The organism is Posidoniimonas corsicana, from assembly GCF_007859765.1.
GTDB lineage: Bacteria > Planctomycetota > Planctomycetia > Pirellulales > Lacipirellulaceae > Posidoniimonas > Posidoniimonas corsicana.
The window spans coordinates 1-16,910 of sequence record NZ_SIHJ01000002.1 but is presented as its reverse complement, the minus strand read 5'-3'; the positions used below and the strand labels follow the sequence as shown (position 1 = coordinate 16,910).

At 66.8% G+C, this 16,910-nt stretch carries 14 protein-coding genes; 9 read left to right on the top strand and 5 right to left on the bottom strand.

Features of this window, described 5'->3' with window-relative positions:
• The first annotated feature begins 132 nt into the window (after positions 1-132).
• From KOR34_RS16160 to KOR34_RS16140, 5 genes are all read left to right on the top strand, one after another.
• On the top strand, positions 133-1,674 hold the full coding sequence (locus KOR34_RS16160; protein WP_197531497.1) for a trypsin-like peptidase domain-containing protein: 1,542 nt from the start codon (positions 133-135) through the stop codon (positions 1,672-1,674).
• A 9-nt stretch (positions 1,675-1,683) separates the two neighbouring features.
• Complete coding sequence (locus KOR34_RS16155; RefSeq protein WP_146566078.1) at positions 1,684-2,748, top strand: lipase family alpha/beta hydrolase; 1,065 nt, start codon at positions 1,684-1,686, stop codon at positions 2,746-2,748.
• A gap of 183 nt (positions 2,749-2,931) precedes the next feature.
• Positions 2,932-4,272, top strand: a complete 1,341-nt coding sequence (gene thiC / locus KOR34_RS16150) for a phosphomethylpyrimidine synthase ThiC (protein WP_228714664.1) — start codon at positions 2,932-2,934, stop codon at positions 4,270-4,272.
• 94 nt (positions 4,273-4,366) lie between these two features.
• Positions 4,367-4,735, top strand: a complete 369-nt coding sequence (locus KOR34_RS16145) for a heavy-metal-associated domain-containing protein (protein WP_146566076.1) — start codon at positions 4,367-4,369, stop codon at positions 4,733-4,735.
• Between the two features lie 127 nt (positions 4,736-4,862).
• Complete coding sequence (locus tag KOR34_RS16140; RefSeq protein WP_146566074.1) at positions 4,863-5,723, top strand: ThuA domain-containing protein; 861 nt, start codon at positions 4,863-4,865, stop codon at positions 5,721-5,723.
• Positions 5,724-5,739: 16 nt separating this feature from the next.
• Here KOR34_RS16140 and KOR34_RS16135 read toward each other — a convergent pair whose 3' ends face one another.
• From KOR34_RS16135 to KOR34_RS16120, 4 genes are all read right to left on the bottom strand, one after another.
• Complete coding sequence (locus KOR34_RS16135) at positions 5,740-6,408, bottom strand: hypothetical protein (protein ID WP_146566072.1); 669 nt, start codon at positions 6,406-6,408, stop codon at positions 5,740-5,742.
• Between the two features lie 214 nt (positions 6,409-6,622).
• Positions 6,623-9,859 carry a protein translocase subunit SecD gene (secD, locus tag KOR34_RS16130; protein ID WP_146566070.1) on the bottom strand — a complete coding sequence of 1,079 codons (3,237 nt, stop codon included), beginning with the start codon at positions 9,857-9,859 and terminating at the stop codon, positions 6,623-6,625.
• Between the two features lie 66 nt (positions 9,860-9,925).
• On the bottom strand, positions 9,926-10,303 hold the full coding sequence (gene yajC, locus KOR34_RS16125) for a preprotein translocase subunit YajC (RefSeq protein ID WP_146566068.1): 378 nt from the start codon (positions 10,301-10,303) through the stop codon (positions 9,926-9,928).
• A gap of 222 nt (positions 10,304-10,525) precedes the next feature.
• A complete protein-coding gene (locus KOR34_RS16120) occupies positions 10,526-10,867 on the bottom strand; it encodes a rhodanese-like domain-containing protein (RefSeq protein WP_146566066.1) in 342 nt (113 codons plus the stop codon).
• A 430-nt stretch (positions 10,868-11,297) separates the two neighbouring features.
• Here KOR34_RS16120 and KOR34_RS16115 point away from each other — a divergent pair, with 430 nt between their 5' ends.
• The 3 genes from KOR34_RS16115 (at position 11,298) to KOR34_RS16105 (ending at position 14,130) form a co-directional block, all read left to right on the top strand.
• On the top strand, positions 11,298-12,515 hold the full coding sequence (locus KOR34_RS16115; RefSeq protein ID WP_146566064.1) for a BBP7 family outer membrane beta-barrel protein: 1,218 nt from the start codon (positions 11,298-11,300) through the stop codon (positions 12,513-12,515).
• A 118-nt stretch (positions 12,516-12,633) separates the two neighbouring features.
• Positions 12,634-13,593 carry an aldo/keto reductase gene (locus KOR34_RS16110; RefSeq protein WP_197531496.1) on the top strand — a complete coding sequence of 320 codons (960 nt, stop codon included), beginning with the start codon at positions 12,634-12,636 and terminating at the stop codon, positions 13,591-13,593.
• Between the two features lie 48 nt (positions 13,594-13,641).
• Positions 13,642-14,130, top strand: coding sequence for a hypothetical protein (locus KOR34_RS16105; protein WP_146566060.1), 489 nt, complete (start codon positions 13,642-13,644; stop codon positions 14,128-14,130).
• A 10-nt stretch (positions 14,131-14,140) separates the two neighbouring features.
• Here the strand turns inward: KOR34_RS16105 and KOR34_RS16100 are convergent, their stop codons facing one another.
• On the bottom strand, positions 14,141-14,863 hold the full coding sequence (locus KOR34_RS16100; RefSeq protein ID WP_146566058.1) for a 3-keto-disaccharide hydrolase: 723 nt from the start codon (positions 14,861-14,863) through the stop codon (positions 14,141-14,143).
• Between the two features lie 151 nt (positions 14,864-15,014).
• Between KOR34_RS16100 and KOR34_RS16095 the strand changes: the two genes are divergently transcribed.
• Positions 15,015-16,535: a GxGYxYP domain-containing protein gene (locus KOR34_RS16095; RefSeq protein WP_197531495.1), complete on the top strand. Its 1,521-nt coding sequence runs from the start codon at positions 15,015-15,017 to the stop codon at positions 16,533-16,535.
• Positions 16,536-16,910: the final 375 nt, after the last annotated feature.

The following is a 16,910-nucleotide window of genomic DNA, read 5'->3' as shown; positions in this document are numbered from 1 at the left end:
CCGCCGTCGGGCCCGCCCTGGGGTGGAGCGTCCGTCGGCCATGCGAACAGAAGGCCTATGAGGCACGGCACGACCACTACCCCCCGCGCGACTTGGCGGGACCGTTTCTGCAGTCCAGCCCGCGTCCGGCTTATGGCTGCCGTCGGCATGACTGCGTGCTGCCTGCTTGGCGGGCGGGCGTCGTCGCAGGCGCCGGCGCCGGAGGGGCAGGGCGAGCTGCTGGCGGCGTTTCAGTCCAACCTAATCAGCGTGATCGAGCGGGTAGAGCCGGCGGTGGTGGCGGTGTCTCGCGCCCCGAAGCCGACGCCCCGCGCGGGCGTGCAACCTGGGGATCAAGCCCGTTTGCGGCAGCAGTTCCAGCCGGGCGAGCTGCGTGCGCTGCAGGAGTTGAACGCGGGGTTGCCGGGCCTCGATCCGCTCGAGCAGTTCCGCCGCAACGACCCCACCGCGTCGACGATGAAGGTGACCGGCGCAGGCGTGGTGATCAGCGCCGATGGGCTCATCTTGACCCAGTACCTGGTGGTCAAGCCGGGCGAACTCCACTTCGTCACCACAATCGAGGGCGAGCAGCTGCCGGCCGAGATTGTCGGGGCCGATCCCCGCAGCAGCCTGGCGGTGCTGCGGGTACGCAGCGACAAACTCAAGCCGGTCGAGATCGGTCGGGCCGAGCAGCTCAAGAAGGGCAGCCTGGTGATTGCCGTGGGCAACCCGTTCGCGATCGAGAGCGATGGCCAGCCCACCGTCAGCTACGGCATGGTGTCCAACCTTGCACAGAAGGCGCCGGGCGGTGAGAACCTCAACAACACCAAGCGGACCGACAGCTTCCGCACCACGCTGCACCACCTGGGGACCCTCATCCAGACCGACGCCAAGCTGGGCTGGAACGCGTCGGGCGGGGCGTTGGTAGACCTTGAGGGGCGGCTGGTAGGCCTGACCACCAGTGTGGCGTCGATCGCGGGGCACGAGCAGCCTGCCGGCTACGCGATCCCCATGAATGAGGTCATGCGTCGGATCATCGACGACCTCAGCGCCGGCCGCGAGGTGGAGTACGGCCTGCTGGGCATCGGGTTTCAGCCGGATGAGCTCTCGTTCGCGGGCGGCGACACGCCCGGCGTGGTCGTTGACCGCGTCTATGAGGGCAGCGCCGCGGCAAGGGCGGGGCTGCAGAAGTTTGATGTCGTGCTTGCGATCGCGGGGCAGCAGCTTGAAGGAACCGACCAGCTCCAACTGGTGGTGGGTGGTCTCGCGCCCGGAGTAGAGACCCCGCTAACGTACGCCCGTCAGGGACGCACCACCGAGACGACGGTGCGGCTGGACAAGATATTCGTACCGGGCGAGAAGGTGGTCACCAGCCCGCGGCCCGCCTGGCAGGGGATCCATGTCGACTACGCCACGGCGGTTGACACCGACCTGCTCTCGCAGGCGGGGGCTCAGGGCTACATCGATCAGGAGGGGTGCGTGGCGGTGGTGGACGTTGACGAGGACAGCGTCTCTTGGCGCCAGGGTGTCCGGCCGGGCATGTTTATCAGCCACGTGTCTGGACAGCGGGTCGCCAGCCCCGAAGAATTCCGCCAAGCGGTCCGGCAGGCCGGGGGCAGCGTCAAGCTGCGGTTCACCCCCGGCAATTCGCCCGAGAACGCCCGCCCTGTTGGGGCGTTGCCCGCAACCCGCTGAGGCAGTTGGATGAAGCAGATTAGGTTCTTACTATCGCTCTGCGCACTCGCGGCGGCGATGATCGCGGCGCCCGTTCAGCGGACCGCGGCTGCCGAGTCGACTCCCGCGGCCGTGACTCAGGCCGACGCGCCGCGGCTCGGCTGGCGTGGCTGGCTCCGCAAGTGCGTCGACCGCGACGAAGACCGCGCCCGCTACGCCATCCATATGGAGCCCGGTTGGCAGCAGGCATCCGCTGATCTGCCGGTGGTGGTGCAGCTGCACGGCTTCAATTCTACGCCCGGCCACACCCGACCGCTGCTGGGGCCCGCCCGTCAGGCGGGGCTGCCGTGCGGCCAGTTCGCTTACCCGAACGATCAGCCGCTCCGCCGGTCGGCCGAACTGCTGTCGGCGGAGCTGAAGTGTTTCGCCAAGCAGTGGCCAGAGCGCGAAGTAGCGTTGGTGACGCACTCCATGGGCGGCCTCGTGGCCCGCGAGTGCATCGAGGACGACGCACTCTACCCCGGCAACGTGCGGCGGCTCATCATGGTCGCGCCGCCGACCCATGGCTCGTCGCTGGCGCGGTACGCGGTCGGCCTCGACGTGTGGGAGCACTGGCTCGCCCGTCGCGATGGCAACCCGTGGCGACGGGTCCGCGAGTCGATTGCCGACGGCCTCAGCGAGGCGCCCACCGACCTGAGGCCAGGGTCGGCGTTCCTGCAGAACCTGAACTCACGCCCGCGGCGGGAGGGCGTTTCGTACACGGTCCTGCTCGGTTCATCGGCCCAGCTTGCCGAAGAGCAGCGGTACTTTGTGCGCCAGACGCTGCTCAGGACGGCCGACCGCACGCCGGGATGGCAGGCCGACGCCGCGGCCATCGACCGCGCCCTGAGCTGCATGGATGAGGTCGTCGAGGGCCTGGGCGACGGCGCGGTGGCGATCGATCGCGGCCGGCTTGCCGGGGTCGACGACACCGTCGTGCTGCCGTTCAGCCACCTGGGAGTCGTGCGGGCCGAGGGCGACGCCGGCTGCCGCCAGGCGCAGCAGGTGATCCTCGATCGCTTGCTGGCGGAGACTACCGCCGGCGCTGCGGAGTAACGCCCTCGCCGTGCGGTGCGGCTCGTTTGAGATGCCGCTGATCTGCTCTGGCCGGGCCGGGGCCCTGCGTTGACACCCCCTGTCGGCGCGATACGATTAAGCGGAAACGTATGCAATTTAACGGCTTGCGCTGCCTGCATCGGCCGCTCCGGCCGCTCTCGTACTCTGAGGTCACCAGCCCCAATGTCTACGCCGATCACGCAACTCGAACTCGCCTTGGCGGGAGAGATCACCCCTGAGATGACGTTTGTCGCCGAGCGCGAGAAGATCTCGGCGGACCTCGTGCGTGACGAGGTGGCGAAGGGGCGGATGGTGATCCCCGCGAACCGGGTCCACCTGGCGGGTCGGCTCGAGCCGATGGCGATCGGCGTCGCGTCCAAGTGCAAGGTGAACGCCAATATCGGCAACTCGGCGGTCACCAGCGACATTGATGGCGAGCTGGAGAAGCTGAACACGGCGGTCCACTTCGGCGCCGACACGGTCATGGACCTTTCGACCGGCAAGGACATCGACCGCATCCGCACGGCGATTATCGGCGCCTCGCCGGTCCCGATCGGCACGGTGCCGATCTACCAGATGCTGGAGGAGCTGGGCGGCGAGATCGAGGACATGCGGGCCCAGCACTTCCTGGACATGGTCGAGCACCAGGCCAAGCAGGGCGTGGACTACATGACCATCCACTGCGGAGTGCTGCTGGAGCACCTGCACCTGACGATGAATCGCGTGACGGGCATCGTCAGCCGCGGCGGATCGTTGATCGCCAAGTGGATGATGTCGCACCGCAAGCAGAACCCGCTGTACGAGGCCTTTGACGACCTGTGCGACATCATGCGGCAGTACGACGTCACGTGGAGCCTGGGTGACGGGCTGCGTCCGGGGAGCGTCGCGGACGCGAGCGACGACGCCCAGTTCGCCGAGCTCGACGTCCTCGGCGAGCTGACCAAGCGGGGCCGCGCCCGGGGCACGCAGGTGATGGTCGAGGGGCCGGGCCACGTCCCCATGGACCAAATCCAGATGAACATGGAGCGGCAGGCCGAGGTCTGCGACGGCGCTCCGTTCTACGTGCTCGGCCCGCTGGTGACCGACATCGCCCCGGGCTACGACCACATCACCAGCGGCATCGGCGCCGCGCTGGCCGGCTGGCACGGCGCCGCCATGCTGTGTTATGTCACGCCGAAGGAGCACCTTGGCCTGCCCGAGAAAGAAGACGTCAAGCAGGGCATGATGGCCTACAAGATCGCGGCCCACGCGGCGGACGTCGCCCGGCAGCGTCCGGGCGCCCGCGACCGCGACGACGCGCTCTCGAAGGCCCGCTTCGAGTTCGACTGGAACGAGCAGTTCCGCCTGTCGCTTGACCCGGAAACGGCCCGCGAGTACCACGATCAGACGCTCCCGCAGGACACCTTCAAGAGCGCCCACTTCTGCAGCATGTGCGGCCCGAAGTACTGCTCGATGAAGATCACGCAGGACATCCGCAAGATGGCCCAGGACGGTGACCTCGTCCAGCTGTCTTCGGCTGAGTGATCTGACGCACGTTAGCCGCCCGGCGGCTGAGCTAGACTTGCATGCGACGGGCTACCTGCCCCAATCCACCGAGACCGACACACGGAGAACCGAGATGATGCGCACCACAGCCGCGGCCCTGATGCTGTCCCTGCTGGTCGGCTGTTCGGAGTCGCCCACCGGAGCCGTCGACAAGACGCAGGTAATCAGCTCCAGCACGTTGCAGGACGTTGACTTCAACACCGAGGGGCTGCCCACGGTGGCATTCACGGTCCCCTCTATGCACTGCGAGGTGATGTGCACTCCCAAGGTGCGAGAGACGCTGGCCAAGCAGCCCGGCGTGAAGGACGTTCGGGTCGACCTCGAGTCAAAGACCGCCGAAGTGGCCGTGGAGAAGGAGGGCCTGTTCGACCCCTCGAAGGCGATCGAGGCGCTGGAGATGGCCGACTTCACGGACGTAACGCTCAAAGCGGACGCGACCTAAACCGAGCAATCGGATACGCAACCGCGTACAATAGGAGCCGCCGGGGATCGCCCCCGGCGGCTTTTTTCGTTGGGCCGCGGACGGCGCTCGGCCCAAATCGAGACCTTCTCCACTAGGAACTGGCGGAATGCGAATCACCCCGCTGCTCGTTTGCTCGCTGCTGTGCGTGACGGACGCCCTCGCTGACGGGCCCTCCTTCCGCATGCCGACCTACCCCGACAAAGCCCCGCCCCCGGCCCGCACGCCAGAGGAGGTCAGGGCCCTGCTGGCTGGCTCGCGGCCGCCGCAAGAAGCTAAGGAACTGAAGGTGCTGCTGGTCGCCGGGCCCAAGGACCACTCGACCGGAGAGCACGACTACCCGGCCTGGCAGAAGGTGTGGAACCCCTTGCTTTCGCGGTCGGCCAACACCAAGGTCGACGACGCGTGGGAGTTCCCGACCGAGGAGCAGGCCGAGGAAGCCGACGTGATGGTCTTCTTCCAACGCGGCCGCTGGGACAGCGACCGCGCCCGCGTGATCGACAAGTTCCTGTCACGCGGGGGCGGCTTGGTCTACATCCACTGGGCCGTCGACGGCCGCGGCGGCGAGGCGGAGTTCGCCAAACGGATCGGCCTGGCCAGCAAGGGGGGTAGCATCAGCTACCGCCACGGCCCCCTGCACGTTGACTTCTCGCCCGGCGCCGACCACCCGATCGCCCGCAACCTGGCCAGGGTCGACTTCGTCGACGAGGCCTACTGGCGGCTCACTGGCGACCCGGGCGACCTCACGCTGATCGGGACGTCCGAGGAGGAGGGCAAACCGCGGCCGCTGTTCTGGACGGTTGAGCGGGGCAGGGGGCGGGTGTTCGTTTCGATCCCGGGCCACTACATGTGGACTTTCGACGACCCGGCCTTCCGGGCCCTCCTGCTCCGCGGCATCGCCTGGACCGGCCGGGCGAACGTCGACCGGTTCAACGAGCTCGTGACGCTCGACGCCAGAATCGAGGAGTAGCCCCGAGGCGCCGGCGCTAGTGGATTGACCGCGCGTCGCCAGCGAACGCGATGTGCGGGTCGTGCTTGTAGAAGTGGCGGGCGATCTCGCCGGCTAGGATGTCGACGTACTGCCGCTGGAACGACTGCACGCTCCGCTCCTGCACCGGCACGCCCCCGTGTTCGGGGAACAGCACCTCGCCCATCTCGCGGTCCCACAGCCGGCGGCCGTTGTCGTGCATGTCGTGCACGGTGATGGTGACCTCCGCGGTCCCTTGGTACAGGGTCTTGCCGCTGTAGAGCTCGAAATGGTCGAGCTCGATGTGCACCACCCGGTCGGCCTTCACCGCCTTGCCCAGCGCCCGGTAATCGTCGGAGTCGTTCTCGTCGATCCACTGGTCCACTTCCTGAGGGTGCACAACGTCGATCTTCGAGACGTTCTGCTCCAGCAGGCTGCTGACCCGTTTGGAGATGTCGCGTGCGGCGCCCGCATGGCTGAAGGTCGAGGACGACGGCGGCCGGCAGAAAACCACCACGCGTTGCTGCTCGAGCCCGTCGTACTGGGCGTCGACCAGGTTGCCGCCCTCCCAGAAGTACACGCCCGAGGCGATCAGCGCCGGGCACCCGGCGGACGGGAGCAGGCACAGGGACGCCAGTAGCAGCGAGGGCCACGCGGCGGGGAGACGGCTAGGGGTTTGGGGCGGCATCGCCAACCTCGTGGGCGTTGGGGGACTTCTGTAGCGGGGGGAGCATAGGGAGCGCCGCCCGGACCGGCAAGAGGAGTCGCGGCCCGGCGCCAGCAGGCCGCACCGCCATTGAGGCCGGCCGATCGGGTCCGCCCGAGACCCGCCGAAGCACGAAAAAAGCCACGCAGGAGTGGCTCCTGCGGGGCTTGGGAGGTTCTGTCGCTGGTCGAGACCGCTAGGCCGCGTCGGCCGACGACGACTTGGTCGACTTGGCCGCCGGGTCGGGCGAGGCGCCCACCATCGCCAGCAGCGCGGGGCAGGCGATGAAGATCGTGCTGTAGGTGCCCACCAGCACACCCACCACTAGGGCGAAGGCGAAGCTGTGGATGCCGGGGCCTCCGAAGAAGTACAGCAGGATCACCACAATCAGCGTGGTGATCGACGTCAGCAGCGTGCGGCTGAGCGTCTGGTTGATGCTGGCGTTCACCATGTCTACGGTCAGGTTGGGGCTCTTGCCACGCACCTCGCGGATGCGGTCGAAGATGACGATGGTGTCGTTCAGCGAGTAGCCGATGATCGTCAGGAACGCGGCGACCAGCGTCAGGCTGATCTGGAACGAGTCGATCTGCAGCGCCGACGCCAACGCGGGGACCATGTCCACGACGTACGCCGAAACCGCCACGGCGCCCAGCGTGACGAGCACGTCGTGCACCAGGGCGACCACCGCCGCCAGACCGAAGGCGATGTTCTGGAACCGGAACCAGACGTAGGCGATGATGCCGAGCAGGCTCACCACGATCGCCTGGATCGCCTTGCGCTGCATGTCGCCGGCCACCTTGCCGCCGATCTTGTTGGCCAACGGGAAGATGGGCTGATCACCAAGCTCCTCCTGCAGCTGATTGGCGACCGCCAGCGTCTGCTCGGCGTCCTGCCCCTGCAGCTTGAGGGTCCAGGTCTTGAACCGCTGGTTGCTGTCCTCGACGTAGTCGGGGTTCTCGAGCACCGGGTCTAGGCCCTTGGCGCCCTGCGAGGTCAGCACCTCCTTGATGCGTTCCTTCAGCGCGTCGTGCGACATGCCGTCGTCGGCGGCGAAGGCCTCGCCCTCGTTAAACGTTAGCTCGACCTGCGACCCCTCGAAGCCCGCTTCGGAGAAGGGCTCGACCTCGCCGATCTGGACCGAGTTCTTCAGCAATTGGTCGCCGAAGGCGTCGGCTAGCAGCGACTTGACCTTCTCGACATCGTCGACACTGGTTCGGACTGTGAAACGCTTGCCGTCCGTGCCCCGCTCGGTGACCGTCAGGTTCCTGTCGCCGAGGGTAGACTTCTCTTCGGCCTCGCCAATGGGGATCTGGCTGATCTTTTCGCGGATTTCAGTGACGTTCAGCTCGACGCCGTCGGCCAGCACCTGCGTGACGCTGCTCCCGCCGGTGAAGTCAATGTCGAGGATGCCGCCGCCACGCCCGAACACGCTGAACAGGCCGATGCCGATGATCACGACCGACAACGCGGCCGCCAGGCCACGCTTGCCGATAAAGTCGATGCTGGTGTCGCCGACCATCCGCGAGAAGTGGAGCGACTTGATCCACCGCTTCCGCTCGGCGATGTCGAACACCACACGCGAGCAGAAGATAGCCGAGTACATACTCATCAGGATGCCCAGGATCAGCGTCACGGCGAAGCCGCGGATCTGGTCGGTGCCGATCGCGTACAGCACAACGCCCGTGATCAGCGTCGTGACGTTGGCGTCGACGATAGTCGTGGTGGCCCGGTCGAAGCCGTTGCGGATGGCCATCCGCAACGCGGCGCCGCGGGCCATCTCCTCGCGGATGCGCTCGAAGATTAGCACGTTGGCGTCCACGCTCATGCCGACCGTCAGCACCAGACCGGCCAGGCCGGGCAGGGTGAACGCGGCGCCGAACAGGACCATCAACGCCAGCACCAACAGCAGGTTGATCGCCAACGCCAGGCAGGCCACCAGGCCCGCAAAGCGGTAGTACAGCACGATGAACAGCAGGACCGCGATCAGCGACACCGTGATCGCGTAGCTGCCCTGCTTGATGGTGGTCTCGCCGATGGTGGCGCTGATGGTTTCTTCGCTGATGGGCGTCTTGTTGAGGGCCGCCGGCAGGCTGCCCGCGTCCAGCACCGCTACGATGCGGTCGACCTCCTCCTTGGTCATGGCGCCGCCGGAGATCTGGCCGTCGTTGGTGATCCGCGTCCGGATGCCGGGCGCCGAGATCAGCTCCTCGTCCAGCATGATGCCCAGCGCCCGCCGGTCGCCCGAGGCGTTGGGCAGGTTCTCGCCGGTCAGGCGGCCGAAGCGGGCGCTGCCGGCGGCGTCGAACCGGAAGCTCACGGCCGGCCGGCCGGACTCGTCAAAGTCGCTTCGGGCGCTGGTCAGGTACTCGCCCGTGACGTTCAGCGGGTCGATCAGCACGAGCGCCTCGGGCCGGGAGCCCGCGTCGCGGGTGACCAGCCGGCCCTCGCCGGCGCCGAACTCGCGCTCGTCGAACTTGACCCAGCGGGCCCGCTCCTGGCCGCCAATTTCCACCCGCTTCTGGCTGGGCGGGAGTTCCCGCGCCGCGTCGATGATGGGTCGGTCGTTGGGCCAGCGGGGGTCGGCCGTGATGCGGAACTCGAGCTCGCCGAGGTCGGTCAGCATCCGCTTGACGTGGTCCAACTCCTCCTGTGACGAGGCGTGAGGCACAATCACCTCGATGTCGTCGCCGTAGGAGCGGATCGCCACCTCTTTGGTGCCGGCCGGGTCGACGCGCATCTTGAGGGCGTTGATGACCTGGTCGATCTTGACCTTCTGCTTACCGTCGGCGCCGGCCTCGGGGTCCTGCGGGGCTTCGGCGTCGCTGCCGATGATGCGGTCCTTGTCCGCGATCTCGTAGACCAGCGTGGTGCCGCCGCTCAGGTCGGTTCCGCCCTTGAACTTACCGGTCGAGACGATCAACGCGCCGACCGCAACCGACGTGAGCACCAGGCTAATCTTCCAGCCGTGGTCGGGCATCTTGAGCTGGCCGGCAAGCCAGTTCCCGATGACTACCGGCAGCACCAGGGCGGCCAGGATCAGCAACGCCTTGGCCCAATCGAAGCCGGTTGCAGGGGCGTCTTGCCCGGTCGTAGCGGCGCCAGTCGCAGCCGCGGCTGCATCTTCGGGATCCGTTGCGGCTTCAGAATCGGTGTCGGCGGGCTCGTCTGCCGGCGCCGGGTCGGGCGCGGCATCGGCGCCTTCGGCCGGGGTGTCTTCCGTGGCTTCTTCGACCGCGGGGGTGGCGTCCTGTTCCTCGGTAGCCGCGTCGTCAGCCTCGGGCGCGGCGACTTCGGCGGCGTCGGGCTGATCGCCCGGCTGAGCAAGTGCGGCCTGCGGGGCGGTAGACGACAGCAGCATGGCCGCAAGCAGGCATGCTAGCAGCCCAGCCTGGGGGAAGGTGAGGAAACGAAAAGCTGGCTTCGTGTGTCGCATTTTCGAATGAGTGCCTGAGTGGGGAAAAAGGCCGATCTGCTGGGCGGGGTCGCCCGCGTCGGCGGCTTATTTCTTGGTTTCCTTGGCGGGCGGCGGCGTTCCGCCCGGCTTATCGTCCGTGATGACGCCCGTGATGGCCCAGGTTGCGACACGGATCTTCGTGCCGTTGGTCTCGTCGATGCGGATCGTGACCCGGTCCTGGTCCCGCTGGATGTTGGTGACCACGCCGAAGATCCCCGCGGAGGTCAGGACGTGGTCCTTCTCCTTGAGATTCGCGATCATCTCGCGGTACTGGCGTTCTTTTTTCTGCTGCGGCAGCACAAACACGGCGTACCCGAGGCCCATCAGCAGCAGGAGGGGCAGCATCGACATCAAGCCGGCGCCCGCGCCGCCGCCTTGCGCCAGGCAGATCTGAGCAGTTGGAATCAGAGAATCGAGGGGCACGCTTGCGCAGCAGGTTGGGGTCGAAATGGACCGTGGGCGCCCCGTCGGTGGACGCCGAAGCCCGCATCATAAAGTCAAGCGGCGCAAGGGGGAAGGGGAGATAGCGGTGATGCCGCCTGCGGCGGGCCGTGGGGATCTGAAGGAGGGAGGGCGCATAGAAGAGCCGGAGAACCCGGGGCTCTCCGGCTCTGGATACACCTTCAATTAACGCCCGGCGGCCGCCTAGCCGCCGGTGACCGCGTGCTCCTTCTCGAGGTAGCTGCACCAGCCCTCGTAGCCCTCGGTCAGCTCCAGCACCTGCTTGATGCCGGCGTCGTCGAGCTTGCGGGCGGCCTGCAGGGAAGAGTCGCAAGACTCGTTCGCGCAGTACACAACCACGGGGATGTCCGCTCCATCGAGCTCCTCCATCACCCGCTCGACAAAGTTAGCGTCGTCCTGGGGGATGCTGAGGGAACCGTGGATCGCCGTCTGCTGGAACGAGTCCTGGGGCAGCGTATTCACGAGCAGCATCTCCTCGTGGTTGCGTTGAAGCTCGATCAGGTGCTCTGGCGTGATCTGTTGCATAGCAGTGCTCCTTCTCTGTTTAGGTCCCCGTGGGGCTTGGTGGGCCAAAGCCGACGTGGCCGGCCCAGTCCAACTACGGGGCAATTCTTGTTCCGGTGGCCTCACTGCGGCCGGCGCCGGGACTTGGTGGAGACTTGGCTGACGCGGACGCCACCAGTTCGGCAACTAAAGCGACAGCGTGGCTGGCGCCGCTGCACGGCCCCACGATCGGGGGAGATGCGGCTGCCTGCGTCGATCGGGCGGCCGAGTCGGCCCGGGTCTGGTCGTGAGGGCTGTAGCGGATGCACGGGCAGCCACGAGCCGGGTTGGCCGCACGAGCCGATCCGACTGCCCGGACCGTGCCCCCGGCAGTCGATAGGTGGGAACAGCGGCCGGCGTGGCCGCGGGGTGAGATGACCGCCGCAGATACAGCCGCAGGGAGGCGGCCGTGATGACACAAGCCAGGGGAGCCGCGCGCGCGGCGTTGTTGCTTTCGCTGCTGATGACGCCGGTCGCGATGGGGCAGGGGGGCGCCACTCCTTACCCGTGGAGCGACTACTACGCTCCCTCGCGGGTCGAACAAGGCTACGCAGCGAGCGTGCCGGCCGACTCATCGGCGGGGTGCGGCCCGGCGGTCGACCCGGCTTCCTGCTACCCCACCGCGGACTGCACCTCGTGTGCTTGCCCGGCGCCGCCCACGGCCGTTTGGTCGCTCTCGGTCGGCGGGCTCTACCTCAGCCGAGACCACGGCAACAACTACTCCTTCTCGTACGACGACCCCAACGAGGAGCTGCAGTACCTCAACCAGCGGGAGGCCGACTTTGGCTGGTCGCCCGGCTTCGAGGCCCGTCTGGCCCGCTGCGACGCGTGCTGCAACACCGGCATGGAGCTGCTGTACTGGCAGCTCTTCCCGTCCGACGAGCAGGCCACGGTGCTGGCGTCCGACCTGGCCGGCAACCTGAGCGCGATCCTCAACTACAACCAGCTCGACTACAACGGCGTCACCGCGGACAACTTCACCAACAACGCGTTTGCGCACCGGCTGCGGCGCGACATGAGCGTGTACAACGTCGAGTGGAACCAGGGGCTAGTGCTGACCGACCCCAGCCGCTGCGGCGTGGCCGTCAGCTCGCTGGTCGGGTTCCGCCTGTTCAGCTTCGACGAGAGTCTGCTGTTCGCCTCGGACCCGAACGACGCGGACTTCACCGGCGAGGCCGACGAGCTCACCTACGACATCGACGTCAGCAACCTGCTGATCGGCGCCCAGCTGGGCGGCAGCGTCGTGCGTCCCATGACCGGCCGGTTCAGCCTGACCGCGGTCGCCAAGGCGGGCGTGTACGGTAATTTCAGCGAATCGACCTCCCGCATCGGGGGCGCCGCGGGGACCGCCACGATCAACAACGGAGCGTTCAACGGCGTCGAGTGGCTGGTTTCAAACGACAAGACCGACGTCGCGATGCTCGCCGAGATGGCGCTGGGCGTCGCGTTCCAGCCGACCTACCGCTGGCGCCTGACCGCCGACTACCGGCTGGTCGGCGTGTCCGGTGTGGCGCTGCCAACCAACCAGATCTACCACGACCTCCGCGGCATCAACGACGTGCAGCTGCTGCAGACCAATGGGCACGCCATTCTGCACGGCGGCTACGTCGGGGCCGAGTGCAGCTTCTGACGCCCGCTCGACGCCGCCGAGCCGCTGGTTTGCCCTGCTTGGGCGGACTGGTATCATAGGGGACGTCCGTCCTGGCGGTTTAGCTCGCGCAGCGTTCCGGTCTTGGAGGCGTCTCTTCATGTCTGAGTTCGATCGTAGGAAGTTTCTTGGCGCCTCGGCCGGCCTGGCCGCCGGCGTCGCGGCCGCCGCGTCGTCCGGAGAATCGGCGTCCGGCGCCGAGCAGTCCACCAAGGCCGACCAGGCGAAAGACCTCCCCCCCGGTCAGGTCCCCCCGCCGCCGCAGATCACCCTGGGTGACACCGGCATCAAGATGTCGCGGCTGGGGCAGGGCACCGGCGTGCACGGCGGCAACCGGCAGTCCGACCAGACCCGCATGGGCTTCCAGGACATCGTCAGCCTGTTCCACCACGCGTACGACCGCGGCCTCCGCTTCTTCGACCTGGCCGACCTGTACGGCACGCACATCTACTTCCGCGAGGCGCTCCGCACCATCCCCCGCGACGAGGTCGCCATCCTGACGAAGGTCTGGTGGCGCTACGACGGGCCGGAGGAAAACACCTCCGACAAGGAACGCGCCCAGGACACCCGGGCCACGCTCGAACGGTTCCGCCACGAGCTCACCACCGACTACCTCGACATCGTCCTGCTGCACTGCCTGATGGACGGCGGCTGGCGCGGCAAGATGAACCCGTACATGGACGTCCTGAACGAGGAGAAGGAAAAGGGCCGCGTCAAGGCGGTGGGCGTGTCGTGCCACGACTTTGCCGCCCTCAAGGCCGCCGCCGCGGAACCCTGGGTCGACGTCATCCTCGCCCGCATCAACCCCAAGGGCGTGCTGATGGACGCCTCGCCTGACGAGGTCATCACTGTGCTCCGCAAAGCTAAGGCGAATGGCAAGGCGATCATCGGCATGAAGATCTTCGGCGAAGGCAAGCTCTCCGATCAGCGCGAGGAGTGCATGAAGTTTGCCCAGGGCCACGACTTCATGGACGCCATGACCATCGGCTTCGAGAAGCCCGAGCAGATCGACGAGGTGCTGCGGCTGATGGCCAAGTACCCGTCGACTGCCAATGGGTAAGACCCGGGGGCTCCGGTGCGTAGGGTCCGTTTCAGCCTGAAGGCATTCTTGACCGGCGTCACGCTACTGAGCGTACCGCTGGGTTGGTGGGCTTATAGCTACGCAGCTTATCGGCACGAAGAGCGGCTGATAGAGAAGATCAACTCGAGCGACAGCTACTTTCTCCAGCCGTTGCCATCGGGGACTGTTTCGTGGTGTGGTACCGGAGTCTCTGGGACAATCAAGAGAGCGCCCGGTAGCGGCATCAATCGATTCCTGGCGAAATGGCTTCCCGATCCATTTGAACGAGTCGGCAGCATTTCACTCTACGGCAGCTCGTCGATGGATGACGTACTCGATCACGCCGTTGAGTTTGGCAGGCTTCGAGAGCTGATTGCCGACGATCACTGCGTATCTAGCGCGGCTATCGAGCGGTTTAGGCAGCGCCGGCCCGACGTGCAGATTCAGCTTCGGCCAACCAGTGCGGTTGACTACTCCGGGCCAACGGAGGCTGACGATTGGGACCCGTTTAGTGGCGGCGGCAGCCCGTTCGACTAGCGGTGACGAATCACTCCGGCGCCTTCTCGCTCAGCTTCTTGATCGGCGTCAGCTCCAGCTTGCGGAACTCGACCTCCGAGCCCTCGGCCTGCACGGCGATCTGACCCTGCTTGGCGGTGCAGTCGTGGCCGTGGTTGACCAGCTGGCCGTTAACCCACACCTTGATCTGGTCGCCCAGGCACTCGATGACCATCCGGTTCCACTCGCCCAGCGGCTTCTCGGCGCCGTTGGTCAGGTTGGGGATCCGCCGCGCGTCGCCCTCCTGGCCGCCCCACTTCTCCTTCGGGCCGCGCCGCTTGACCATATCGGGCACGGCGATGTCCTCCTGGATGCACCAGAAGTCGCCGGCGTTCTCGTGCATCATCTGCACCTCGAGCGACTGCGGGAACATCCCGTACAACGCCCGCGGCTTCGAGGCGTGCACCAGGACGCCGCAGTTGCCGGGCTTGCCCGGGAACCGGTACTCGGCGACCAGGCGGTATTCGCCGTGCGGCTTGTCGGTGATCAGGTGCCCGCCCGGCGTGCCGAGGCTCACCAGCATCCCGTCCCGCACGACAAACGGCTTGCGCGCGTCGGGGTTGTTGTCGAGCTCCGGCACATCCATGTGCCAGCCGGTCAGGTCACGGCCGTTGAACAGGCTTTGCGATGGCGCCTTGTCGTCCGCCTCCGATGGCAGCGGGAGAGAAAGAACAGCGATGACCGCCAGCAAACAAGAACGCCGGATAGCAAGCATGGTAGCCCCCTGGTGAGTGAGTCAATCTGTTAGCATGGGCATCATAGCGGATCGGGCGACCCGACCACAAAGTCCTCGCGTCCAACAGCGGCGTCCATCCCACCGCCGCGCAAAAAGCAAAGCCAATCCCGCAGAAGCAGAGGGACATCCCGTGCGACCATCCCGAAGTCTGCTGCTGACCGCGGTGCTCGCTTTGGCGATGCTGCGCGGGGCGTTTGCCGGGGAGCCGGAGCCCGAACTGTGGGTCCTGGACGACCGATCGGCCACCGCCGCCGAGCAGACCCTCGCCGCCACCCTGCAGGGGCAACTCGCCAAACGGGGTGTGCTGGTCTGGCGCCGCGAGGGACTCCGCTCGAACCAACTGATGCTCGAGCGTCTGAAGGATCGCGGCGCCCGGACCCATTCGGTGGCGGACGTTTGGCAGTTGCTCGAAGAGCACCACGCAAGCCTGCGCGGCTACGTGCTCTTCCGAGCGGGCGACAGCAGCATCAACGCCGCGACATCGCTGTGCAGCGTGCTCGACGCCGTAGCGGTCGACGAGTCTATCGAGCACCGGGTCCGCGGCGCCGGGCTCCGCAGGCTCGCCGACGCGCGCGGGCAGGACGAGGCCGACATCTTAGCCCAGCACCCAGACGGCTTCTCCGATCGGGTAGCGGTTGTCCTTGACGAACGGATCGCCGGCCGTGTCCGCGACTGGGCGGTAAGCGAGGACGCGTTCTGTTTCTATGGGTTCTCGCCGGAGGATCGGCGCCAGACCCTCCGCCGCCTTGGTCCCAATCCCACGGTCTACGGCTGGGAGGGCGAACGCGGGTTTGTTGAGGATGTGAGCCGCGTCGGCGGCATGGTGGTTCCGGCGGACTACTGCCTGAACCTTTCGGTTCTGGCCCGCCTGTCCTGCGAGTTCACACGCCCCAAAACAGCGAAGCCGGAGCCGGTCAGGACCGGCGAGAGGATCGTTGCGTTTGTCATGACCGATGGCGACAACCTCCAGTTCATGTCGCGTGGATTCCTCACGGGCCGTGGGTACTGGGCGAGTCCGCGCCGTGGTCAGTTCGCGATGACCTGGGAGCTGCCCCCGGTCTCGGCCGAGGCGGCGCCCGAGGTGCTCCGCTTCCTCTACGAGACCGCCTCGCCACGCGACGGGTTTGTGACCGGGCCCAGCGGCGCCGGTTACGTTTTCCCTCACTTCCATCCGGACCCCGTCGCGTTCGCCGACCGCACGGCCGCGCTGATCACCAAGTGTGGGCTGTCGGCCGTCACCGTGCTGAACGCCGGCGGCGTCATGGACGACGCCAAGCCGCTGCTCGCCCGACCCGAGGTATTGGGCGTCTTGTACAAGGGGTGGGACTACGCATCGGAACAGGGAAGGATCGTGTGGGAGCAAGGCAAGCCGATCGCCTCGTACCGCTACGTGTTGTGGGACGGCGACCTCGCCAAGAGCCCGCGGGGCGTGGCGGAAGCGATCTCCCGCCTGCCTGCCGACCCGCTCCACGATCAGGCGAGCTACGCGCTGGTGAACGTCCACGCGTGGTCGTTCGACGAGATCGGCGGGCCGATGGAGGTCGTCCATCGGTGCGTCCGCCAACTTCCCCCCGGCGTCAGGGTCGTGACCGCCGAGCAACTACTCATGCTGCTGCGTGAAAACTTCGGCGCGCCCGTCCCGCCGCAATAAGCTCGCAGGGGGCCGACGCGCGTGCGAGTTTTGTCCCTTGGTGGCGCATCGATTCTTAGGGACAAAAGTCGGCCCGCACCGCGCGGGTCGGATTTCGTTTCGGACTGGAAAACAAAGGGTGAAGTGCATTCGCCCCGCCGGGCTGGGCGGCGACTTTTGTCCACTCTTGCGTGACGGTAGGGACAAAACTAGCTCTGTAGAAATCTTATCGTTGCTAGCTAAACTGTAGGTAGTGTTGTTTCCGTACGGTGTGGGTGCGAACGACGAAGTCTCCCATCGCGTTGCTGCTTGCCGCCCACGAGCTGGGTCGTCGGACGGTGCGTCGTTACTGGCATCACCGTGCCCCGAAGAAGTTCACGCTCCCTCAGCGCTGAG